Genomic DNA, 20529 nt, shown 5'->3' with positions numbered 1-20529 from the left:
TTTGGGCAGTTACCCAAGTGGTCAACGGGAGCAGACTGTAAATCTGCTGCGCTTGCGCTTCGGAGGTTCGAATCCTTCACTGCCCATTTATTTTACCAGGTTGGGCGACGCGGGCGTAGTTCAGTGGTAGAACTCCAGCCTTCCAAGCTGGTAGCGAGGGTTCGATTCTCTCCGCCCGCTCCATCATAAGACAGGAGTTTTGATATGAAACGCATAGGCATCATCACATCCGGCGGCGACTGCGGGGGCCTCAACGGCGTCATCAAAGGCGCGGCATCCATGGCCCGTTCCATGGGCGCTTCATGCTTCATCATCCCCCATGGCTACGCCGGGCTTTATAATCTCGTGGATTTTGACACGATCACGGAATTGACCGAAGAACGCATTGACGCCATTGACGCGAACCTGGCCGGTTCCGAAGCCGGGCATTCCCGCGTCAAGGTCAAAAAGATCGAAGACCCGGACAAATACCAGCGCATCAAAAAAGGCATGGCGAAATTCAAACTCGACGGGCTGATCATCAGCGGCGGGGATGATTCGGGCGGCGTTCTGGTAGACCTGACCGAGCACGGCATTTCATGTGTGCACGCGCCCAAAACCATGGACCTGGACCTGCAGACCTATTCCGTGGGCGCGGATTCCACCATCAACCGCATCGCGGCCTTCCTGGAAGACCTCAAGACCACGGCCCGCACCCATAACCGCATCCTCGCTTTGGAGGTCTTCGGCCGTTACGCGGGGCATACGGCGTTTCGCGGCGGTGTGGCGGCGGACGCGGATGCCATCATCATCCCGGAGATCCCGGTGGATCTTGACGTGCTCTACCAACACATGAAGAAACGTTATTTTGACCGCATCATGGCCAGCGACACGCGTGCCGGTATGTATCTGATCGTCGTGGCCGAAGGGATCAAGAATGCTGATGGCGCCGCAATTGTGGATGAACACATGCCGGTGGACGCCTTCGGGCACAAATACCTGGCGGGCGCGGGCAGTTATGTTTCCCAGCAATTGACCAAACGCCTCAAGGCCGACAAGTCCATCGCCGGGCTCATGCAAAAGACCGGCATGTTCATTAAAGGGGTTAATGAGATCCCGGAAGTGCGCACGGTCGTGCCCGGACATCTGGTGCGCTGCGGGCATTCCTCGGCGTATGACGTGAATTTCGGAAAAGAGATCGGGGCCGGGGCGTTTATCCTGCTCAACCAGGGGATCAGCGGTGTGACCGTGGCCGGGATCACCGACGGCAAGATCCGTTACATGGACACCAAAAAAGCCATTGAACAGCGCTTTGTGAATACCGACCAGGCGGCCCTTTACGAGGCCATGGGCATTTGCTTCGGCCGCGTCCCTCCTGCCTTCAAAACAACGACCCAAAAGATCACCGGCGCCGTTGAACGGCATTTATAAAGGAATAAAATTCCTTACACCTAAAAGATGGCGGGTAATGGGGTCTAACACCCCATGGATCTCGAAAATATTAATAAAACTTATAAAATTGACAAAATAAATAATGACCGCTGCAACAGCCACGTAAGTAGTTCCCCTTATTCTTCTGCCAAAAATCTCATAAAGCATAAAAACAGCAAACAGACCCATGACCATTTCCAGGCTCATGGCATAGCGAATATTCTTGTTATTTTGTATAAAGGTCAATGCCGCATATGTGACCAGGAAATAAGTCAGTAAGTATGTTTTCTTGGCATCCAGGGGTGTCAAAACAACCCGGAATGAATACCCGATAAATAAAAGAGTGACAATAGGATTTAACAGCATGAAATCCAGCAAATACCGAAACCACGGTCCTGTGCAATATTTAACAACATACGGATTAAACTGTAAGATGTGCTTTTGAATATCCCACAAGCACCTCAAAGCTTGAATAAATATATCCATCCCTCCCAGCACAAGCACATACAAGGCCGCCGGAAGCAATATTCCACCCACAAGAGTTAAAAAAATATACCTGCATGAAACTTTCTCTATCCCTATGTGGTGAGCAAACGCCATCACTAATACAAAAAAAGGTAATAGAATCAGGGATCCTTCTTTAAAAAGGACAGCTAAAATAAAAGACAATAAAAAAAGCGTATATTGAAAAATCTTTCGTTTAATAAGAAATTCTAGAAACAGCCATACGGTCAGCACCCACAATAAATTTAAAGCACTATCAATCAACGCCCGCCTAGCCATCCCCAGTAACAAAGGAGAGCTTGATAGTAATAGAATTGTCAACAAAGCGGTATCTAGATCAAAATATTTACGAATAAAATAAAAAACCACCGCCAAGAAAAGTATGAAGCATACCGCGGAAAAAACCCCTAAGATAAAATAACTTGGGCCGAATATATGAAACAAAAGTGCTCCGGTCAGGACAAAACCGATGCGGGATGGCGGCGGATGCAAACGCGCCTGCTGGCTTTGAGAAAACCAGGACAATAATTCTTGAAAACCGCGAAGGCCTTTTTCCTCAACGGTCTTGGCATAATGGAAATAATAGCCCTCATCCGACTGGGGGGAGAACTGGTTCGCCTTTAACGGATGCGAACATAAGAAAATGACCGCGCCGGCGATGCACAAACCCAAAAAAATACGGCTTGTCCTGGACAATATCATTTTTGCATTTCCTTAAACGGCTTTTGGGATCAATTCAATGATGTCGCTGGCGATCATGCCGGCTTTTGTCCTGGCTTTGGCGGCAAGATCCCCGGCTTTCCCGTGCAGATAGGTCCCGGCTTTGGCCGCTTCAAACGGCCCCATCCCCTGTCCCAATAAAGCCGCGATCATGCCGGTCAAAACATCACCGCTTCCGGCCGTGGCCATGCCCGCATTGCCCGTCCGATTGACGTAAACTTTTCCATCCGGCGATGCCACAACGGTGCGATGACCTTTCAACAAAACCACGCAATGATTCTGCCGGGCAAAATTTAAAGCAATGGCTTTACGGTCCGACTCAACGGCCTTGACGGATCTTCCGGTCAACCTGGCCATTTCCCCCGAATGCGGAGTCAAAATTTTAGGCGCGGTATTCTTTTGCAGAGGACGTAAATCGTGGGCCAAGGCATTCAAAGCATCCGCGTCAATGACCATCGGCTTGGGGCAAACGGCAATAAAGTCCCGTATAAATTTTTGTGTGTTTTTATTTTGCCCTATCCCCGGCCCGATGGCAATGGCGTCAAATTTATCCCAAATTTTCTTTAAGGACGCTAAGGCCCTGGCCGCGAACGTCTGTTCTCTGGTCTGCGGAAGGCCCAATGTCATGATGACGGGAGATATTTTCTTCTGGAGGGTCAAATTCAAACTTTGAGGAACAACTACGGTCACAAGGCCTGCCCCGCAGCGCATGGCCGCCAAACCTGTTAAAGCAGCGGCGCCCAACATGGACGGTGAGCCGGCCACGACCAAAACATGGCCAAAATCATTCTTACAAACCTGTGGGTTACGACGTGACAATGGCGCTGGCAACCGCATAGTCCCTGCAATGAGAAATGGAAAGAAGGATGTGGAGTTTAAAATCAGGGTCGCGATGGACGCAGACAGGTTTTCCATCGGAGTCATTGGTGATGCTGATATCATGCCAGGTGAATTTAGGAATGCCGATGGCTTTAAAGATCGCCTCTTTGGCGGCAAAACGGCCGGCATAATGCGGATAAGGGAATTTATACTTCCTGGCATGATCGATCTCCACCGGAGTAAAGACGTAATTCAGGAACGCCTCTCCCCAGCGTTCAACCGCCGCCTGGATGCGGTGAATTTCAATGACGTCTATACCGGTGCCGAGGATCATCCCCCCTCCCTGACAATCTTCACCATGTCTTTGACCGCCTGCTCCAGGCCCGTGAACACCGCGCGGCTGACGATGGAATGCCCGATGTTCAATTCCTCCATCCCCTCGATGGCCGCGACAGGGCAAACGTTATCGTAATTGAGCCCGTGCCCGGCATTAATCATCAGCCCTAATTGACGGGCATAGGCGCATGCCGAGCGCAATTTGACCAAATGGTTTTTAGCGCGTCCGGCCGCGAATGCCCTGGCGTAAGCGCCGGTATGAAATTCAACCATCGGCACGCCGATCGCAGCAACGGCCTCAATTTGTTTCTTGTCAGGGCCGATGAACATACTGACCAAGATCCCGCGGTCCATCAAACGCCGGCATCCTTTTTGGACCTTGAATAAATGCCCTGCCACGTCAAGGCCGCCTTCGGTGGTGAGTTCCTGACGGCGTTCAGGCACGATGGTGCTTTGGTCGGGTTTGACAGCGCAGGCAAAATCTACAATGGAAGGGGCCAGCGACATTTCCAGATTGAACCGCGTCCTGACCGCTTTGCGCAAAAGAACAATGTCATTATCCTGGATATGGCGGCGGTCTTCGCGCAAATGCGCGACAATGCTGTCGGCCCCGGCTTTTAAACAGATCCGCGCCGCGGCCAGAGGGTCCGGCTCATGTTCCTGGCGGGCCTGGCGTACCGTGGCGATGTGGTCGATGTTAACGCCCAATTTCACCATCTAACCCTTAAGCCCTTTGACATACAGCCAGGTGATCACCGCCAGGGCCAAAGCGATCAATTTGAGCATGAAATTGGAGGAGATCCAGCGCTTCATTTTTTTCCCTTTTTAGGAGGATATATCAATTCTTTGAGGAGATCGCAAAAATGTTCCTGGTTGCTGACCGCGATGAACCGGCCTTCAAAAGCGACAGCCACGTCCCCCGTCTCTTCCGAGGCCAGAACCACAACGGCATCACTTTGTTCGGTCAGCCCCAAAGCGGCCCGGTGGCGTGTCCCCACGGTCTTATGGACCGAAGGATTGCTGGACAAAGGGAACAGGCAGGCGCACGCCGCGATCCGTTCGCCGCGCACCACCACCCCTCCGTCGTGGACGGGCGAAGACGTCATGAAAATGCTTTGCAGCAGCGGCGCGGACATTTTACAATCCAGGATGACGCCGCTTTCAATATACACGTTCAATTTCATTTTCCGTTCAAAAACGATCAGGCATCCTGTCTTATTTTTGGAAAGTTTATACACCGCTTCCGCGATCTCATGGATGAGGGCCCCGATCTCAACTTCCCCCAAAGAAACATTGAATAAATGCTGCTGCCCCAAACGGGCCAGGCCCGAACGCAGTTCATTCTGAAAAATGACGACGATGACAATGATCCATATGGAAAAAAAATGACGTAAAAGCCAGTTGATGACTTCAAGATGGAGGACTTGAGAAAGCAAAAGCGCCAGGATCAGATAACTGATGCCTTTGAGCACCTGAAAAGCGCGGGTCCCCTCAAAAAAGATCAAAACGCGGTAATACACGATCCAGAGGATGAGGACCTCGATCGTGGTTTTAATGATCTCAACTATTGACCAGGTGGACAGATCCATATCATTTTATAAAATAGCGTCGGCCATGACAACGGCCTGACGCGTGGCTGCCACGTCGTGGACACGCACGATGTGGGCACCGTTGAGGACAGCGGCACAGGCCGTTGCAATACTGCCGATCATGCGTTGATCAGAGCGCTCCTGCCCCAGGACACGGCCTATAAAGGACTTACGGGACGTGCCGGCAAGGACGGGATAACACAAAACTTCAAAACTTCTAAGCCGGCGCAGGATCTCCAAATTGTGCTGGACCGTCTTGCCGAACCCGAAACCGGGGTCAATGATGATTCTATTCTTTTTTATGCCGATTTCCAAACATTTTTCCACCGCGTGACGCAGTCCGGTCAGGATATCGCCCACTACGTCGCGATAAACCGGGTTTTTCTGCATGGTCAACGGAGTTGCGCGCATATGCATGAGAACGATGGCGGCCCCACGATCGCGCACGGCCTTTAAAAGCCGGACATCGGGCTTAACGCCCATGATATTATTAATGATGCAGGCCCCTTCGTCCAAAGCCGCGATCGCCACTTGGGGCTTATAGGTGTCCACAGAAACCGGCACCTTGATCTTTTTAACCAAAAGACGCAGGGTCGGTAAAATACGCTGTAATTCTTCCCGGATAGAGATCTTGCAGGCACCCGGACGGGTGCTTTCTCCGCCGATATCCAGAATGTCGGCGCCGTCGCGGACAAGTTTTTGGGCGAAACGGACGTGGGTCAACGGGTCGCGGCTGACAGCCAGACGGCCGTCGCGGCTGAAAGAATCAGGGGTCAGATTCATGATGCCCATGATCATGGTCCGTTCGCCTAAAAGCAAACGGGTGTCGCGGGCCTCAAGGATGTGTCGTGTGCGGGCGTGCCGGACCATCAAGCGGGGTTCGCGTGAAAATCCGATTTATGCTCGGGGATGTTCAGCAATACCCGGGCCTCTTCAATATCCAGCACTTCTTTTTCGATCAAACGTCCTGCCAAAAGGTCCAGTTTATCGCGGTACTGCAAAAGCAGGGCCTTGGCGCGGTCATAGGACCCGTGCACCAGGGCGTGGACTTCCTCATCGATCTTCCTGGCGGTGTCCTCACTATAATTGCGTTCTTCAAAAAGGTCGCGGCCCAAAAAGATCTGCTGGTGATGGTTGCCGAAAGCAAGTTTATCAAGTTTTTCGCTCATCCCGTATGCGCACACCATGCTGCGGGCGATCCCACTGACTTTCTGCAGATCGTTCTGTACACCGGTCGTGGTATCATTCATGTGTATCTCTTCACCCACCATGCCGCCCAAAAGCACCACCATAATGCCTTGAAGTTCTTTTTTGGACATGTAATGCTTGTCCTCTGTGGGGGGCGTCAGGGTGTAACCGCCGGCCATGCCGCGCGGGATGATGGACACCTTGGTGAAGGTGTCCACTTCCTCGACCAACAGCGACAATAAGGCGTGGCCTGCCTCGTGATAAGCGGTCATTTCTTTTTCTTTCTTGGAAACAGCACGGCTTTTCTTCTCGGGGCCCATGGTCACGCGCTCGACCGCGGCCAGCATTTCTTCCATGCCGACCTTCTCCTTATTGTGCCGGGCCGCCAACAGCGCGGCTTCATTACACACGTTAGCCAGGTCCGCTCCGGAAAAATATACGGTTTGCTGGGCGATACGCCGCAAATTTACGTCTTCGGACAACTTGATGTTTTTCGTATGGACTTTCAAAATACCTTCACGGCCGTTGATATCCGGCAATCCGACAACGATCTGGCGGTCAAAACGTCCGGGACGCATCAGCGCTGGGTCCAGGGTGTCCGGACGGTTCGTGGCCGCGATCAAGATAAGCCCGCTGACGGAATTAAACCCGTCCATTTCAACCAATAACGCGTTCAGGGTCTGTTCGCGTTCGTCATTGCCGCCGCCGATGCCTGCAAAACGCTGGCGGCCCACCGCGTCGATCTCATCAATGAAAATAATGGCCCCTTTCCCTGATACCTTCGAGGCCTTGCGGCCCTGTTCGAACAGATCGCGTACGCGTGAAGCACCAACCCCCACGAACATTTCCACGAAATCCGAACCGCTCAACGAATAAAACGGCACCCCGGCCTCGCCGGCCACGGCCTTGGCCAACAGCGTCTTGCCGGTCCCCGGAGGGCCGATGAGCAAAACGCCTTTGGGGATCTTGCCTCCCAAACGCTCAAACCTTTTGGGCTCTTTTAAGAATTCAATGACCTCCTGCAATTCTTCCTTGGCCTCGTCCACGCCGGCAACGTCATTGAACGTGATCTTGCCTGTACCGGCGACCTGGGCGCGCGACTTGCCAAAGGCCCAGATTTTATTGCCCATCTGGCTGCCGCGGTAAGACACGAACCAGATCAAAAGAAAGATCCCCAAAAAAGGGATCAGCTGGAAAAACAACTGGCTCCAGAACAGTTCCGGCGGTACCACCGATACTTCCGGGATATTGTCGCGCATCAATTTGACCAGGTCATCATCCTTTTGCGGAATATTGGCCCGAAATTCCGTACCGTCGGCCAAAAGCCCCTTGACCGTATTTTCCAGCCCTTCGGTCAATTGCACTTTCTTGATCTGGGGATTTTGGGCATTGTCCTTGAGAAGCGTATAAAACTCGCTGTAAGTGAACTCCTTGGTCTTCAAAGAGTATTTGCCTTCCCGCTGGATCATGAACATCACCATGACCATGCCCAAAAAGACCCAGATCATAAAATTACCGTTGGGCGGACGGCTGCGGCCGGGCCGCGGCGGTTTCCTGGACGCGTTCGAATTCAATTGAGCCATTTATTTCTTCTCCTGTCGGTCGCTGACGACCTGGCGGCCTTCTTTAATGCCGGCCTGGTAGGTGTCAATATAAGCAAGATCGCCGTCTTTTTTATACAAATTCACGACGCCGTTGAGCCGGCCGTCCCTGTAGGTGGATTCGGTCATCAATTCCCCGGTATTATAATACGAACGGCTGGGGCCGTTCTCCTTGCCGTTTTCCATCACCCATTCCTGTTTGACGGAACCATTCTCATAAAATTCTTTCATGGCCCCGGTCTTTTGATCGTTCTGAAAATTGACCATCATCCACAACAGGCCTTCCTGTGAATATTCCTTGGCTGGGCCTTCCTTCAAATTATTCCTGTAATTCCACTCAACCCATAGATTGCCGTTATCGTGGAATTCACGGCATAGCCCGTCTTTTTTCCCGTCAACATATCGGCATTCACTTTTGAGCTTGCCCGTCGGATGATACTCCTTGACGATGCCGTCAAACTGGTTGTTCTTGTAAGGCGCCTCGATCAAAAGCTTGCCGTCTTTAGCGAATTTCTTATTGGTCCCGTCAATATTGCCGTCCTTGAAGCTCATCTCCCATTCCGGCTGCCCATTGGGATAGAACGTGCGGGAGACGCCGTCCTTCTGGTCTATCTTATAAGCCCATACCGCGTACAAAGCGCCGTTGGGACCGTATTCCTTGGAAACGCCGTCAACATGGTCATCCTCGTAATTGATCTCGTTTTTCAGCGACCCGTCCTCATTGTACTCGCGGGTCAGGCCCTTGAGTTTTCCGTTCTTGAAATTCATGACCAATTTCAAATTGCCGTTGGGATAAAAATACTGATTGAGGCCATTGAGGACATCGTTCTGGTAATTCTCCCAACTCTTGAGGACCTCGTTGGGATAATACTCCTTGGCTGTCCCCTGCAATTGGCCCTTGGCAAAATTTTTTTCCAGGAACACGGCCCCGTCCTCGTAATAGGACTTAAAAACACCGTTGATCTGCCCGTCCTTGTAGGTGCCCACGTTGACCAGATTGCCATTGGGATAATACTCACGCAATGGCCCGTTGAGTTGGCCGTTGCGAAAGGTCTTTTCCGACTTGGGCGCGCCGTTATCAAAAAATTCTTTGACCGGACCATCATCGGCAGGCGCGCTTTGCTGGGCATAGGCCGCGCAGACAAATAACCCAAAAAATAATATCAGCGCAAAGGTCCTGTTCATAAATGGATCTCTATAAAATTCCGGGTCTTCATCACAACAACGGACCTTGGCCAATGGACCTCGGCCCCGCATGGGCCGCCCTTGACCATGTCCTCAACAGCCAAAACATGCGCGCACGTCAACTGGCGGGTGTCCCCTGTCAGGCGTTCAAAGGCCAGACGCAGCATAAGACGGCGCAGGGACGGATGCGACGCCGTAAAATTTTTAGTCCTTATTTTAACTCTTTGGGGCGAACTGACAACACTTTCTTTTAAACGTTGTCTGGCCTGGGACTCAAGGTAATCATAGTCGTCCAACGCCGTATGGGCCATATCCACTAAAACCGAATGGATCTTGGGATTCAGCCGTGACAAATACGGGATCAATTCCAGCCGGACCTTGTTGCGCAGATAGACCGGACGGGCATTGGTCTCGTCCGTGCAATGCTCTAATTTATGTTTCCGCAAATAACTCTCAATGGAGGAACGCGTGACCCTGATGAGCGGACGGATCAGGGTGATGCCCCCCATACGGCGTTCAGCCAGGATCCCCCGCAAGCCGTAAAGACCCGTCCCCCTCAATAAACGCATCAAAACAGTTTCCGCCAGATCGTTTTCGGTATGAGCCAGGACCACGGCTTGCGCCCCGGTGGCCGCAGCCACTTTCGCGAAGAACGCAAAACGCTTGCGCCGGGCCGCATCCTCTGACAATTTAGAAAGACCGGGATGTCCCCCGCGGTTTGCCACGGTGATGGGAACATTCAAACGCCGGGCGAGGTCCTCGACGAATTTCTGGTCCCTGTCAGAACTCCTGCGCAATTGATGGTTAAAATGCGCGATGTGCAGACGCACGGACAGCTCGTGGCGCAGCCGGTGAAGGCAATGGGCCAAAAACACGGAATCCGCGCCGCCTGAAACGCCCAGGACAAGCAAACTTCCCGGTTTGACCAAATGATCGTTGCGGATATCAAAAAGGACTCTGGAAGTCAGGTCCATGGACAGTTAATCGCCTAAGAAACCGCGCTGTTCGCGTTTGGCCTCTTGATAGGCCGCGCGCAGTTCGGCGGCATGCTTGATATTGGGTGGACGGATCTTCAAATAGACGAACCCCTGGCGCAAAAGTTCCGTGTTGGCCATGCGGCCGTTGGATAAATGAACATACGCGAAGCGATGCCCCGCGGGATCGATGGATTCAACATCATATTCGATCTTGACCTTCTTGCCCTCCATGATCTCCTGGGCATAGGTCAAGGCCTGCTCTTCCAAAGGAATGGTCGCCTCCTCTTTTTCTTCAATGGGAATGCCATTTTTATCGAACTGAACGTATTTTCTGGGAGGCAAACCGGCGGATTCAATGCCGATCAGTTTCAGCCGATGGCCGTTCTCTAAAACCACCAGGTCCGTATTGACCACTTTAACAATGAGACCTTCTTCCTGTTTCTTGGAAAAATTGATCAGGTCATCAACAGGTCGGCCCCAAACCGCAAAAGGGGTGAATGTAAGAACCAAAAATAAAAATAAATTTAACATGGTCCTCTATGAATTCCCAAGGTATTCCACCGTCAGGACATATTCCAAACCGTATCGGCCCAAAAGCGTGACCTTAAAACGGGCCGGATCCAGCGTGGACACCGTATTATACGCGCCTTTCTTCAAAACCGCGTATGTTCGTTTTTGTTCCCGCAGGAATTCCTTCAGCTTATCCAAAGTATTCAAAATGGGAATGGGATGCGGGCTGAAATAATTTCTGCCGTTAATATCCATGACAGCGATGTCCTGTCCGGTGTAAAAACGCAGGCCGCGGGCGTAGGGCTTGCTGGAGAGGATCGTGGTTTTAAAGATCTCCTGGCGCGGCAGATATTGCGCGGCGCCGTAGGAAGACACATAGGGCTCAAGGTCGTGGCGCAACAGGAAAAGAGCGATCAAAAAAGGCACGCCCATGAGGGCCAGCACCGACAATGCCTCTTTGAGCTTTTCTTTTAAGACCAGGGTCACGATGCATCCTCCCCACGTGATAAAAAGGGCGGACAGGAAATACCCGGGCAAAGGCGACGGCACATAGGATTGATACAAATGCCTGAGCACGAGAAAGGCCATGCCTAAGAGCACAAACGAAGCTGCCGTGACCAGCAGCATCACGCGGACCCCCTTCTGCCTGCCCGCGGCAGCGCATCTGCCGATCACGTCCCCGGCCAGCAAAGCCAAAACCGGAAAAACAGGCAGGATGTAACTGGACAATTTGGAATGGGCGCATTGAAAAATGACAAAGACCACCAAAAACCAGCTCAAAAGGAAATGGTCAAAGACCCCGGGATGGTCTTTTAACCGCCGGTAGGTCCCGGCAAAACCGGCCGCGACAAACAATGTCCATGGGAACATGCCCCACAGGATGGTCGTTGGATAAAAAAACCAGCGGTCATTGCCCTTATGCTCGGCCTCGATGAGGCGGCGCCAATGGTCATTGGTAAAAAACTCATGAATAAAAGCGTTGCCGTATTGGGTGAACATAAAAACGTACCACGGCAAAGCGACCGCCAGGCCCAATAAGAAACCGGTCATGACGCGCCGGTCACGCAGCCAATGGAGTTGGCCGCGATACATCAAAAATAAAATGACGGCCAGTGCGGGGATCAGGAACCCCAGCGGCCCTTTGGTCAGGACTGCCAGCGCGGCAAAAAAATAAAATCCGAGAATGCCTTGCCCTTTGCGGCCGGGCCGGTCAAAAGCGTAATAAAAAAACAATAAAGAATACAAAATAAAGACCGAAAAGACCATGTCCGTGAACACGGTCTTGGCCAGGGCAAAATAAAATCCGGCGGTGGCCAGGGCCACGGCGGACCAGAAAGCCCTGGACTCATCCTTGAAACCAAGACGGGCCAGAAAGTAAAGCCCCAAGACGCCCAACCACGCAAAGACAGCGGGAAAAAAACGGGCGGAAAAAGGCGTCGGGCCGAGCAATGCGCAGGCGCTGTTCAACAGCCAATAAATAAAAATTGGTTTTTCGAACTGGGGCTGGTTGAAAATGTACGGGGTCAGTGCGTCGCCTTTGGCCGACATTTCCCGGGCGGTCAGCGAATAAAAAACTTCGTCGGGATCTGTCAGCGGCACAGAAGAATTGCCGGCAAGGTACAAAAACCCGCACAGGGCTGATAATATCCAGATGTGTTTCATGGGAAGAAATGGTGGCGGGGAGTGGATTTAAACCACCGACCGATCGGGTATGAACCGATTGCTCTATCAGGCTGAGCTACCCCGCCGGAAATTAAATTTTAAAGAAAGTTAATTTTAGACGAGAAAATAAGGATTAGCAAGCGTTTTGTAGGGGCTAAGACGTGAAGAAAATGATGTACAAAAGTACGGCGATGACCACGCCCGCGAAGAGGTAAAAATCGTTGAAATAAAAGAAATCACGGACGCGTTCGCCCGCGGTGTATTCGTGGCTCGCCTTCTCGCGCGCGACCTGACCGCTGACGCCAACCTGCATCACCTCGCTCCTTTTTAAACGCAGGAACTGGTCGGCGATGCGGTAGGCCTGCAAATGGCCGGCCTCAATGAGGTCCGTGATCTTTTTCTCGGAAACACCCAAGGCCTGGGCGGACTCCCGGACCGTGATGTATTGACTGCTCATGCTTTGACCCTGGTTGTCACGGCCCACTGGTCGATCTTGGCCCGCTCAAATTTCCAAACATCCCCCTCTTTGAACGCGGGGATCTTACCGCCTTGCGCTAATTCCAGGAGGACGGGAACCTCTATTTCCAGATACTGGGCCAGGTCATCGGCGTTCAAAAAATCTTCCAGCATCTGGCAGCGGCCCTGGAATACGGCGCCCTCAACGATGTTCAGCTTCGGTGTCGCAATGTCCCCGGTCAATACCGACGTGGGCATCAGCACCAGCATTTTCCTGGCCAGCACATTGCCCTTGACCCTGCCCGCGACCACAATGTTCTCACCGGTAATATTGGCATCCACCTGGGCGCTGGCACCGATGGTCAGCGTGCCCTTGGTATCCAGATGGCCGGAAAAACGGCCGTTGATCTTCAAATTCACCGGTTCAGAAAAAACCATTTCCCCTTTCATCTGCGCGTTGATCTCAATGATCTTTTCCTGCACAACTTCTTTGGTATCGCGGCGGTTAAAGGCCATAGAATTACCCCCCTTGTGTACGGGCGAATCTTGTATTCGCCCCATATGCGGGCGATCACAAGGATCGCCCCTACTAACAATATACGCTTTCTATAAACACTGTCAACGTCCAACCTTTGGTTTCAGATGATAGGCCAGTCCGGCGATCATGGCGGCATTGTCTAAACACAAAGGTATGGGCGGAATATGCACGGCAATACCGGACCGGACGGACATGTCCTTCAAACGCCGGCGCAAAGCGGAATTGGCCGCCACCCCGCCTCCGATGAGCAAATGCCTGACTTTTTTGACACGGCAGGCCTCAAACGCCTTTTCCGCCAGCACTCCAACAACGCTTTCCTGAAAAGCATAAGCGACCTTGGCCGAAGAAAAATGCGGCAAAGCGCGGTGATCACGCGTGTAATACAAAACCGCGGTCTTGACCCCGCTGAACGAAAAATCAAACGTGCCTTTTAAAGGCGCCTGGGGGAAACGGATATCCGAACTGCCGGCCTTTTGCGCCAAACGGTCAATGGCCGGACCGCCCGGATAACCCAATTCCAGAATGCGCGCCACCTTGTCAAAGGCCTCGCCGGCCGCATCGTCGCGTGTCTGGCCCAATAATTGAAAATGCGCGGGATCTTTAATATAAAAAATGCTGGAGTGTCCGCCGGAAACAACCAAGGCAACGGCGGGCAGTGACGGTCTGTCGGGGGAGGAAAAATTCAAAAAACCGGAATAAGCGTGCGCATGGATGTGGTCAACCTCAATGACGGGTTTACCGCAAGCGTGGCCCAAAGCACGGGCGAATGACAACCCGACAAGCAATGAACCGATCAGTCCGGGGGACTTCGTCACAGCAATGGCGTCAAGGTCTTTGAGGGTCACCCCGGCTTTGGACAAAGCACTGCCCACGACGGGTTGTATCCATTCGATCTGGCGGCGGGACGCGATCTCGGGAATGATGCCGCCGAAACGGCGGTGGTCCGGCAAACTGGTGGCAACGACGCTGGAGAGCACGTCACGTCCGTTAACGACCACGGCGGCCGCGGTTTCGTCGCAGGATGTTTCAATGCCTAAAATATGCATAGTCAATTTTATTGATTTTTCAGGAGGGTTTTGACGCGCACGATCTCAAAGCCCTGGTCTTCCAGGGTCCGGATCTCTTCTTTGAGGACCTGCATGGTCAATGCACGGTCATGACCGATGGCAACGGCATAACCCTTTTTGCGCGCCCTTTTGGCAAGCTCCATGATCTGTTTCTTGATCGCTTCTCTGGTGTTAATATTGTCCAAGAACACGTCGCGCGAAGCGAACGGCATGCCCATCTCCCGTGCCAGTTCGCCGCAGATGGAATGATGCGCTGTCATGCTGTCCACAAAGAACAAACCCCTTTTCTTAAGGCGTTTAAAAATGATCTTCATGAGCTCCCTGTCCTCCGTGGCCTTGGAACCCATGTGATTGTTGACCCCCTGCACCAAAGGCATTTTGGCCAGCGTCCCGTCCACCATCGCAATGACCTTGGAGGGCTTCATGGCCGTTGTGATCAGATAATTGTCAGGATAATGGTCGCCGTTGGCATACGGCTCCAAAGGCAAATGGAGCATGATGTCCTTGCCGTAAACGTCGGCACATTTCATGATGTCGTCCGTATACCTCAAATTGGGGAGCACCGCCACGGCCAGGGGCGCCGTGATCTCTTTAAGGAATTTGCAATTGTGCATGGCATAGCCCCAATCGTCAATGATAAAAGCGATCTTGCCCGCTGATCCTGGCACGGCCTTTCCGCCGGAGGCGGATCCGCCTTTGGCGGAGACCATTTTGGCTTGGCCAGCCGCGGCCTTGATCGCCCCGGGAGCGCCTTGCTTCCTGGCATGGAAAAATAAAAAGGCCTGTGCCGCGGCCAGACAAAAAAGAACAATGATGACCGTTGTCTTCAGATCATTTTTGTTCTTGCCGCCGGAGGGGTTTTTTCGTGGTCGAACCATCAATGATCGGCGGTAAATCCGCGATACACCTTGAGGCCTTTCATGACGTTGAGAGCGCTTTGCAACTGATTGTCGGCATCGTCTTTCTTTTTCTGATCCGCTTCTTTGGATTTCCGGACGCTGTCAGCGGCATCCTTGGCGTCTTTCTTCTGGACGTCAGAGAATATCTTGTCCAGGTCGTCCCTGCCATTTTCCTTCTTCTTGTCCTTATCGTCGTCTTTTTCCTCTTTCGGATAAACACGCTCAACAACCACATCCGGAGTGATGCCCATGCCATGGATGCATATGCCGGAAGGCGTAAAATACTTGGCCGTGGTCAGCCGCAGGCCGGAACCGTCGGGAAGCGGGATCACCGACTGCACAGACCCCTTGCCGAACGACTTTGCCCCCACGATGACCGCGCGCTTATTGTCTTTCATTGCACCTGCAAAGATCTCGCTGGCCGAAGCGCTGCCTTCATTGATGAGGACAACCATGGGCCAGTCCAAGAATTCGCCATGGACATTACCGGACTTGGCAATGGAGTCCTGGGACGCGTGGCGCCCTTTGGTGGACACGATGGTTTGTCCCGCCGGCAAAAACTCCTCGGAGATCTTGATCGCGACGTTCAAAAGCCCGCCGGGATCATTGCGCAGATCAATGATCAAACTGTCGGCGCCCTCGCCTTTTAATTTCTTAATGGCTTCCCTGAATTCCTTGTGGGAGTCCTCCCGGAATTCGGTCAAACGGATATACCCGATACCGCCCTCGATCACATGGGGATCCTTGATGTCCTGCACATGGATGATCTCGCGGGTGATGGTAAAATCCTTAATGAGGCTTTCGCTCTCGCGCAGGATGGTGATATGCACGTCGGTGCCGGGGTCCCCGCGCAATTTCTTGACCGCGTCATCGAGGGTCATGTCGCGGGTCAGGTCTTTTTCAATCTTGACGATGCGGTCCCCCGGTTTTAATCCCACCCGCCACGCCGGCGTATCATCAATGGGTGTGATGATGGTCAGCAAACTGTCCTTGATGGTGATCTCAATGCCCAGACCGCCGAATTTTCCCTGCGTCTCGGTTTTCAGGTCTTTATAATCCTGCGGGTCCAGGAACTGGCTGTGTGGGTCAAGCGAAGAAAGCATTCCTTTCAAAGAACCGTAAATGAGGTCCTTGGGAGTTTTTTCGTCCACATATTCGGACTGGATCGTGGTCAAAGCATAACTGAACAATTCAACCTTGGAATAAAGGTCTTCCTTACCCTGGACGGCGGATAATGTCAAAGTCGCGGCGGAAAATAAAAAAACTATGACCAACCCTGCCGCGAAACGTTTTTTAACCATTGCTGATCCTCCGTGTGATCAATTCACTTAATTTTTTAGGGTTGGCCTTGCCCTTGCTTTTCTTCATGACCTGGCCGACCAGAAATCCCACCGCGTTGGCCTTGCCCTCTTTGATCTGGGCCGCCACCGACGGATTTTGAGCAATGACCTCATCCACGATGACCGTCAAAGCGGAATCATCGGACACCTGCGCCCAGCCGCCTTCCTGAATAATAACATCGGCCGACCGGCCTTGATCAAGCATGGCGGTCAAAACATCCTTGCCGACCAGATTACTGACAACACCATTATCCACGCTCTTGATCAAATTGACAAAATTTTCCGATGTTAATTTCAGATCGGTCAAAACGCATTTGCGTTGATTGATCTCCTTTAATAACGGTCCGCTGATCCAGTTGGCTATATTTTTAGGATTTTGATACAGCAACGCGCATTGTTCAAAAAATTCAGAGATGGACCTGTCGGATATCAAAATAAAGGAATCATAATCATTCAGGCCGTATTGCTCTTTAAAACGTTCCTGTTTTTGGAGCGGCAATTCCGGTAATTCGGCGCGCAGGGAATCCACAAAAGCAGGGTCCAGCGTGAACGGTACCAGGTCAGGATCCGGAAAATACCGGTAATCATGCGCCTCTTCCTTAGAACGCATGGGCACGGTCACGCCCTTGATATCATCCCACAACAGCGTTTCCTGGACGATCCTGCCGCCGGAAATGGCCATCTGCCGGTGACGGGTGACCTCATACTCCAGCGCGGCCTTGACCGCCTTGAACGAATTCATGTTCTTCAATTCGGCCTTGGTCCCGAATGCCGTTGCCCCGATGGGACGTATGGACACGTTGGCATCACAACGCAAACTCCCCTTTTCCATGTCGCAATCAGAGATCCCCAAATACTGCAGATTCAACTTAAGGGTATTGAGATAATCATACGCCTCCTGCGGCGAACGGATATCGGGTTCGGTGACGATCTCCAGCAAAGGCGTTCCCGTGCGGTTATAATCCACCAAAGAACATCCGGCGGCATTGTCATGCATCAGTTTGCCCGCGTCCTCTTCCAGGTGCGCGCGTTTGATACGGACCCTGGCCGACGTGTCCTTGGTCTTGACCTCTAAATACCCGTCGCTGGCAATGGGAAAATCATACTGGGAGATCTGATAGCCCTTGGGCAGGTCGGGATAATAATAATTTTTGCGGTCAAATTTAACGAACCCGTTGATGCGGGCGTTCAAAGCCAGGCTCGCTGTGATGGCATAACGCATGGCCTGACTGTTGAGCACCGGCAAAGAGCCGGGCAGGCCGAGGCATACGGGGCACACATTGGTGTTGGGCCCACAGCCGTATCGGTTGGCACAGCCGCAGAATATCTTGGTGGCCGTGCTCAACTGCAAATGGACTTCAAGCCCTATAACGGTTTCAAATTGAGACATATGCCAGAAGGTAGCACCTGCCTTCTCGGGATGCCTTCTCAGGAGAAGGCAGGTGCTACCTTATATTGCTGGTTTCGTTAAATGCCACTCGGTATTCTGTTCATACGTATAAGCGATGCGCAGCAATGTTTCTTCGGCGAAGGCCTTGGCGGTCAATTGCAAACCGATCGGCAGTCCTTGTTTGGAAAATCCGCAAGGCACGGACAGGGCCGGGACCCCGGCCAAATTCGCCGGAATGGTATAAATGTCGGACAGGTACATGGACAGCGGGTCGCTTGTCTTCTCTCCTATCTTAAAAGCCGTTGTCGGCGATGTGGGGGTGAGCACAGCGTCACAATCCTGGAACACCGCGTCAAAATCCCCTTTGATCAAGGTGCGTACCTTTTGCCCGCGCAAATAATAAGCATCGTAATATCCCGACGAAAGCGCGTAGGTGCCCAGCATGATGCGGCGTTTGGCCTCGTTGCCGAAGCCCTGACTGCGGGTCTCCTCGATCATGTCGATCAAAGCGTTCTTGCGGACTTTTTTGGGCGAAACCCTTAAGCCGTAACGCACCCCGTCAAAACGGGCCAGGTTGGAACTCGCCTCGGCCGTGGCCACGATGTAATAGGCCGCCACGGCATAGGGCGTATGCGGCAAAGACACCTCTTTGATCTTTGCCCCCAGTTTCCGCAAAAGCGCGACAGCGTCCTCAACTGCCTTGCGTACTTCGGGGTCAAGTCCTTCCACAAATGCCTCTTTAGGAATAGCAATGGTCATGCCCTTAATATCTTTGATAAGGGCCTTGGTGTAGTCGGGCGCTGGCACATTGACCGAGGTAGAATCGCGCTCGTCATAACCGGCAATGATGTTCATCAACAGCGCGCAATCCGTGACATCCTTGGTCAAAGGCCCTATCTGGTCCAAACTGGAAGCAAAAGCGATCAGTCCATAACGCGACACGCGGCCATAGGTGGGCTTCATGCCCACGATGCCGCAAAAAGAAGCGGGCTGGCGTATGGAACCGCCGGTATCCGACCCCAAAGCCCACACGGCCTCGTCGGCCGCCACACAGGCCGCGGACCCGCCGCTGGAGCCGCCCGGCACCCGGCTTAGGTCCCAGGGATTGAACGTCGGACCATAACAGGATGATTCTGTTGAAGAACCGAACGCAAATTCATCCATGTTGGCAACGCCGACGATCAAACCGCCGGAACGTTTGATCTTCTCAACGACCGCGGCATCATAGGGCGGACGAAAACCTTTCAGGATCCTGGAACCGCAGGTGATCTCTTCCCCGATGGTGCACAAATTGTCCTTGATGCCGATGGGAATGGGAAAAGCACCTGCGGCAAAGGAGGGTTTTTGCGCCGGATGGATATACGCGTGGATTTTAGCATCCACCAATTTAACACGGGCGGAGACATCCTCAAAAACCTCTTGAGGGGTGACCTTGGAGGATTTGAACAGGTCCAGAAGCGCGTGGGCGGTCAAACAATGCGGGCTCATTCGATGACAAGGGGCACTTTGAAACAGCCGTCCTTTTGCTCAACGCTCATCTTGAGCGCTTCTTGATGGTCTAGGGACGGCCGGACAATATCTTCCCGAAGCGCGTCGGTCAAAGGCACGGCATGGCTGGTGGGTTTGACATCATCCAGGTTCAATTTTTGCAATTGTTCAACGTATTTGAGGATGCCACCCAATTCAGCGCAAAACAGGTCCAGTTTCTCCGGAGGAATATGGATCCTGGCCAAAGCAGCGATGTATTGAACGTCTTTAGAGGAAATGGGCATAGTCGATATCCGCGGGCTTTTCGATGTTATGGACAACGGCATCGGAATTGATACGGCGGACCAGTCCTTTGAGGACCTTGCCGGGGCCTATTTCAATAAAATGCGTCACGCCCTGGCTGATGATATATTCCACGGACGCCACCCATTGCACGGACGCCGTGATCTGTTGGACTAAATTGGCGCGGATTTCCTCTGCGCTTTCCCCGGGCCGGCCATTGACATTGCTGACCACCTTGATACCTGTCGGGTGAATAGCCGCGTGGGCAAGGACGGCCTTGAATTTTTCGGCCGCGCCTGCCATCAAAGAAGAATGGAACGCACCGCTGACGGTCAAAGGGATCACCTTCTGCCCGCCGGCGGCCTTAATGGCTTCAATGGCGGCTTCCACCTTATCGGCATGGCCGGTGATGACGATCTGTTCTTTGGAATTAAAATTAGCCACCTCTGCCCCGGTTTGGCGGCAAATGGCGGCCAGTTGATCCTTATCAAAACCGATGACCGCGGCCATGGCGCCTTTGGTTTCTTTCGCGGCCTCTTCCATCAAGGTCCCGCGTTTTTGCACCAAA

The 20529-nt window shown here is 52.6% G+C and carries 21 protein-coding genes and 3 tRNA genes; 3 read left to right on the top strand and 21 right to left on the bottom strand.

The genetic code is table 11. From position 1 onward, the window contains the following. Positions 1 to 3: 3 nt before the first annotated feature. The 3 genes from Q7K71_01270 to Q7K71_01260 all read left to right on the top strand — a co-directional run bounded on the left by Q7K71_01270 (position 4) and on the right by Q7K71_01260 (position 1410). A tRNA-Tyr gene (locus tag Q7K71_01270) sits at positions 4 to 86 on the top strand. 23 nt (positions 87 to 109) lie between these two features. Continuing rightward, positions 110 to 183 (top strand) — tRNA-Gly (locus Q7K71_01265). 21 nt (positions 184 to 204) lie between these two features. Then, positions 205 to 1410, top strand: a complete 1206-nt coding sequence (locus Q7K71_01260) for a 6-phosphofructokinase (protein MDO8674731.1) — start codon at positions 205 to 207, stop codon at positions 1408 to 1410. On the opposite strand, the gene Q7K71_01255 is transcribed toward Q7K71_01260, so the two are convergent. The 21 genes from Q7K71_01255 to Q7K71_01155 form a co-directional block, all read right to left on the bottom strand. Further along, positions 1405 to 2616 carry a glycosyltransferase family 39 protein gene (locus Q7K71_01255; GenBank protein MDO8674730.1) on the bottom strand — a complete coding sequence of 404 codons (1212 nt, stop codon included), beginning with the start codon at positions 2614 to 2616 and terminating at the stop codon, positions 1405 to 1407. The two genes, Q7K71_01260 and Q7K71_01255, sit on opposite strands and share 6 nt — an antisense overlap. Before the next feature lie 12 nt (positions 2617 to 2628). Continuing rightward, positions 2629 to 3453 carry an NAD(P)H-hydrate dehydratase gene (locus Q7K71_01250; protein ID MDO8674729.1) on the bottom strand — a complete coding sequence of 275 codons (825 nt, stop codon included), beginning with the start codon at positions 3451 to 3453 and terminating at the stop codon, positions 2629 to 2631. Further along, a complete protein-coding gene (gene acpS, locus Q7K71_01245) occupies positions 3440 to 3787 on the bottom strand; it encodes a holo-ACP synthase (protein MDO8674728.1) in 348 nt (115 codons plus the stop codon). Before acpS ends, Q7K71_01250 begins: the two co-directional genes overlap by 14 nt. Continuing rightward, on the bottom strand, positions 3784 to 4506 hold the full coding sequence (locus Q7K71_01240) for a pyridoxine 5'-phosphate synthase (protein ID MDO8674727.1): 723 nt from the start codon (positions 4504 to 4506) through the stop codon (positions 3784 to 3786). The genes acpS and Q7K71_01240 overlap by 4 nt, the downstream gene beginning before the upstream one ends. 92 nt (positions 4507 to 4598) lie before the next feature. Next, positions 4599 to 5378 (bottom strand): diadenylate cyclase CdaA, encoded by a 780-nt coding sequence (cdaA, locus tag Q7K71_01235; protein MDO8674726.1) that lies wholly within the window; start codon positions 5376 to 5378, stop codon positions 4599 to 4601. A gap of 6 nt (positions 5379 to 5384) precedes the next feature. Beyond that, positions 5385 to 6248 carry a dihydropteroate synthase gene (gene folP, locus Q7K71_01230; protein ID MDO8674725.1) on the bottom strand — a complete coding sequence of 288 codons (864 nt, stop codon included), beginning with the start codon at positions 6246 to 6248 and terminating at the stop codon, positions 5385 to 5387. Continuing rightward, positions 6248 to 8149, bottom strand: a complete 1902-nt coding sequence (gene ftsH / locus Q7K71_01225) for an ATP-dependent zinc metalloprotease FtsH (protein MDO8674724.1) — start codon at positions 8147 to 8149, stop codon at positions 6248 to 6250. Before ftsH ends, folP begins: the two co-directional genes overlap by 1 nt. Then, the gene (locus tag Q7K71_01220) at positions 8150 to 9352 is read right to left on the bottom strand and encodes a toxin-antitoxin system YwqK family antitoxin (protein MDO8674723.1); all 1203 of its coding nucleotides are present in this window, start codon (positions 9350 to 9352) and stop codon (positions 8150 to 8152) included. Continuing rightward, positions 9349 to 10326: a tRNA lysidine(34) synthetase TilS gene (gene tilS, locus Q7K71_01215; GenBank protein MDO8674722.1), complete on the bottom strand. Its 978-nt coding sequence runs from the start codon at positions 10324 to 10326 to the stop codon at positions 9349 to 9351. Before tilS ends, Q7K71_01220 begins: the two co-directional genes overlap by 4 nt. A gap of 6 nt (positions 10327 to 10332) precedes the next feature. Continuing rightward, positions 10333 to 10860 (bottom strand): thermonuclease family protein, encoded by a 528-nt coding sequence (locus Q7K71_01210; protein ID MDO8674721.1) that lies wholly within the window; start codon positions 10858 to 10860, stop codon positions 10333 to 10335. Positions 10861 to 10866: 6 nt separating this feature from the next. Next, entirely contained in the window at positions 10867 to 12501 is a 1635-nt protein-coding gene (locus Q7K71_01205; protein MDO8674720.1) for a glycosyltransferase family 39 protein, read from the bottom strand. 9 nt (positions 12502 to 12510) lie between these two features. Next, positions 12511 to 12587 (bottom strand) — tRNA-Met (locus Q7K71_01200). Between the two features lie 68 nt (positions 12588 to 12655). Further along, positions 12656 to 12958 (bottom strand): excisionase family DNA-binding protein, encoded by a 303-nt coding sequence (locus Q7K71_01195; protein ID MDO8674719.1) that lies wholly within the window; start codon positions 12956 to 12958, stop codon positions 12656 to 12658. Further along, the gene (locus Q7K71_01190) at positions 12955 to 13473 is read right to left on the bottom strand and encodes a polymer-forming cytoskeletal protein (GenBank protein MDO8674718.1); all 519 of its coding nucleotides are present in this window, start codon (positions 13471 to 13473) and stop codon (positions 12955 to 12957) included. Before Q7K71_01190 ends, Q7K71_01195 begins: the two co-directional genes overlap by 4 nt. A gap of 102 nt (positions 13474 to 13575) precedes the next feature. After that, positions 13576 to 14541, bottom strand: a complete 966-nt coding sequence (tsaD, locus tag Q7K71_01185; GenBank protein MDO8674717.1) for a tRNA (adenosine(37)-N6)-threonylcarbamoyltransferase complex transferase subunit TsaD — start codon at positions 14539 to 14541, stop codon at positions 13576 to 13578. Positions 14542 to 14549: 8 nt separating this feature from the next. Next, entirely contained in the window at positions 14550 to 15440 is an 891-nt protein-coding gene (locus Q7K71_01180; protein ID MDO8674716.1) for a divergent polysaccharide deacetylase family protein, read from the bottom strand. Then, on the bottom strand, positions 15440 to 16762 hold the full coding sequence (locus Q7K71_01175) for a S41 family peptidase (protein ID MDO8674715.1): 1323 nt from the start codon (positions 16760 to 16762) through the stop codon (positions 15440 to 15442). The genes Q7K71_01180 and Q7K71_01175 overlap by 1 nt, the downstream gene beginning before the upstream one ends. Further along, positions 16755 to 18191 (bottom strand): Asp-tRNA(Asn)/Glu-tRNA(Gln) amidotransferase subunit GatB, encoded by a 1437-nt coding sequence (gatB, locus tag Q7K71_01170; protein ID MDO8674714.1) that lies wholly within the window; start codon positions 18189 to 18191, stop codon positions 16755 to 16757. The genes Q7K71_01175 and gatB overlap by 8 nt, the downstream gene beginning before the upstream one ends. Before the next feature lie 60 nt (positions 18192 to 18251). Beyond that, positions 18252 to 19679 carry an Asp-tRNA(Asn)/Glu-tRNA(Gln) amidotransferase subunit GatA gene (gene gatA / locus Q7K71_01165; protein ID MDO8674713.1) on the bottom strand — a complete coding sequence of 476 codons (1428 nt, stop codon included), beginning with the start codon at positions 19677 to 19679 and terminating at the stop codon, positions 18252 to 18254. Next, the gene (gatC, locus tag Q7K71_01160) at positions 19676 to 19963 is read right to left on the bottom strand and encodes an Asp-tRNA(Asn)/Glu-tRNA(Gln) amidotransferase subunit GatC (GenBank protein MDO8674712.1); all 288 of its coding nucleotides are present in this window, start codon (positions 19961 to 19963) and stop codon (positions 19676 to 19678) included. The genes gatA and gatC overlap by 4 nt, the downstream gene beginning before the upstream one ends. After that, on the bottom strand, positions 19947 to 20529 hold a 583-nt coding region (locus tag Q7K71_01155; protein MDO8674711.1), incomplete at its 5' end, for an ACP S-malonyltransferase. The genes Q7K71_01155 and gatC, both read right to left, overlap by 17 nt.

The organism is Candidatus Omnitrophota bacterium (assembly GCA_030650275.1).
Classification (GTDB): domain Bacteria; phylum Omnitrophota; class Gorgyraeia; order Zapsychrales; family Fredricksoniimonadaceae; genus JACPXN01.
Note: the sequence above shows the minus strand (reverse complement) of the source record. Positions and strands in the feature narration are given on the sequence as shown.

What these genes read in the sequence shown, in the direction of transcription:
- Q7K71_01205 (MDO8674720.1), bottom strand. Translation starts at nt 12,501, where the DNA reads ATGAAACACATCTGGATATTATCAGCCCTGTGCGGGTTTTTGTACCTT.
- gatA (MDO8674713.1), bottom strand. Translation starts at nt 19,679, where the DNA reads ATGAGCCCGCATTGTTTGACCGCCCACGCGCTTCTGGACCTGTTCAAA.
- folP (MDO8674725.1), bottom strand. Translation starts at nt 6,248, where the DNA reads ATGGTCCGGCACGCCCGCACACGACACATCCTTGAGGCCCGCGACACC.
- acpS (MDO8674728.1), bottom strand. Translation starts at nt 3,787, where the DNA reads ATGATCCTCGGCACCGGTATAGACGTCATTGAAATTCACCGCATCCAG.
- Q7K71_01240 (MDO8674727.1), bottom strand. Translation starts at nt 4,506, where the DNA reads ATGGTGAAATTGGGCGTTAACATCGACCACATCGCCACGGTACGCCAG.
- Q7K71_01175 (MDO8674715.1), bottom strand. Translation starts at nt 16,762, where the DNA reads ATGGTTAAAAAACGTTTCGCGGCAGGGTTGGTCATAGTTTTTTTATTT.
- gatC (MDO8674712.1), bottom strand. Translation starts at nt 19,963, where the DNA reads ATGCCCATTTCCTCTAAAGACGTTCAATACATCGCTGCTTTGGCCAGG.
- Q7K71_01180 (MDO8674716.1), bottom strand. Translation starts at nt 15,440, where the DNA reads ATGGTTCGACCACGAAAAAACCCCTCCGGCGGCAAGAACAAAAATGAT.
- tilS (MDO8674722.1), bottom strand. Translation starts at nt 10,326, where the DNA reads ATGGACCTGACTTCCAGAGTCCTTTTTGATATCCGCAACGATCATTTG.
- ftsH (MDO8674724.1), bottom strand. Translation starts at nt 8,149, where the DNA reads ATGGCTCAATTGAATTCGAACGCGTCCAGGAAACCGCCGCGGCCCGGC.
- cdaA (MDO8674726.1), bottom strand. Translation starts at nt 5,378, where the DNA reads ATGGATCTGTCCACCTGGTCAATAGTTGAGATCATTAAAACCACGATC.
- Q7K71_01255 (MDO8674730.1), bottom strand. Translation starts at nt 2,616, where the DNA reads ATGATATTGTCCAGGACAAGCCGTATTTTTTTGGGTTTGTGCATCGCC.
- tsaD (MDO8674717.1), bottom strand. Translation starts at nt 14,541, where the DNA reads ATGCATATTTTAGGCATTGAAACATCCTGCGACGAAACCGCGGCCGCC.
- Q7K71_01190 (MDO8674718.1), bottom strand. Translation starts at nt 13,473, where the DNA reads ATGGCCTTTAACCGCCGCGATACCAAAGAAGTTGTGCAGGAAAAGATC.
- Q7K71_01195 (MDO8674719.1), bottom strand. Translation starts at nt 12,958, where the DNA reads ATGAGCAGTCAATACATCACGGTCCGGGAGTCCGCCCAGGCCTTGGGT.
- gatB (MDO8674714.1), bottom strand. Translation starts at nt 18,191, where the DNA reads ATGTCTCAATTTGAAACCGTTATAGGGCTTGAAGTCCATTTGCAGTTG.
- Q7K71_01210 (MDO8674721.1), bottom strand. Translation starts at nt 10,860, where the DNA reads ATGTTAAATTTATTTTTATTTTTGGTTCTTACATTCACCCCTTTTGCG.
- Q7K71_01220 (MDO8674723.1), bottom strand. Translation starts at nt 9,352, where the DNA reads ATGAACAGGACCTTTGCGCTGATATTATTTTTTGGGTTATTTGTCTGC.
- Q7K71_01260 (MDO8674731.1), top strand. Translation starts at nt 205, where the DNA reads ATGAAACGCATAGGCATCATCACATCCGGCGGCGACTGCGGGGGCCTC.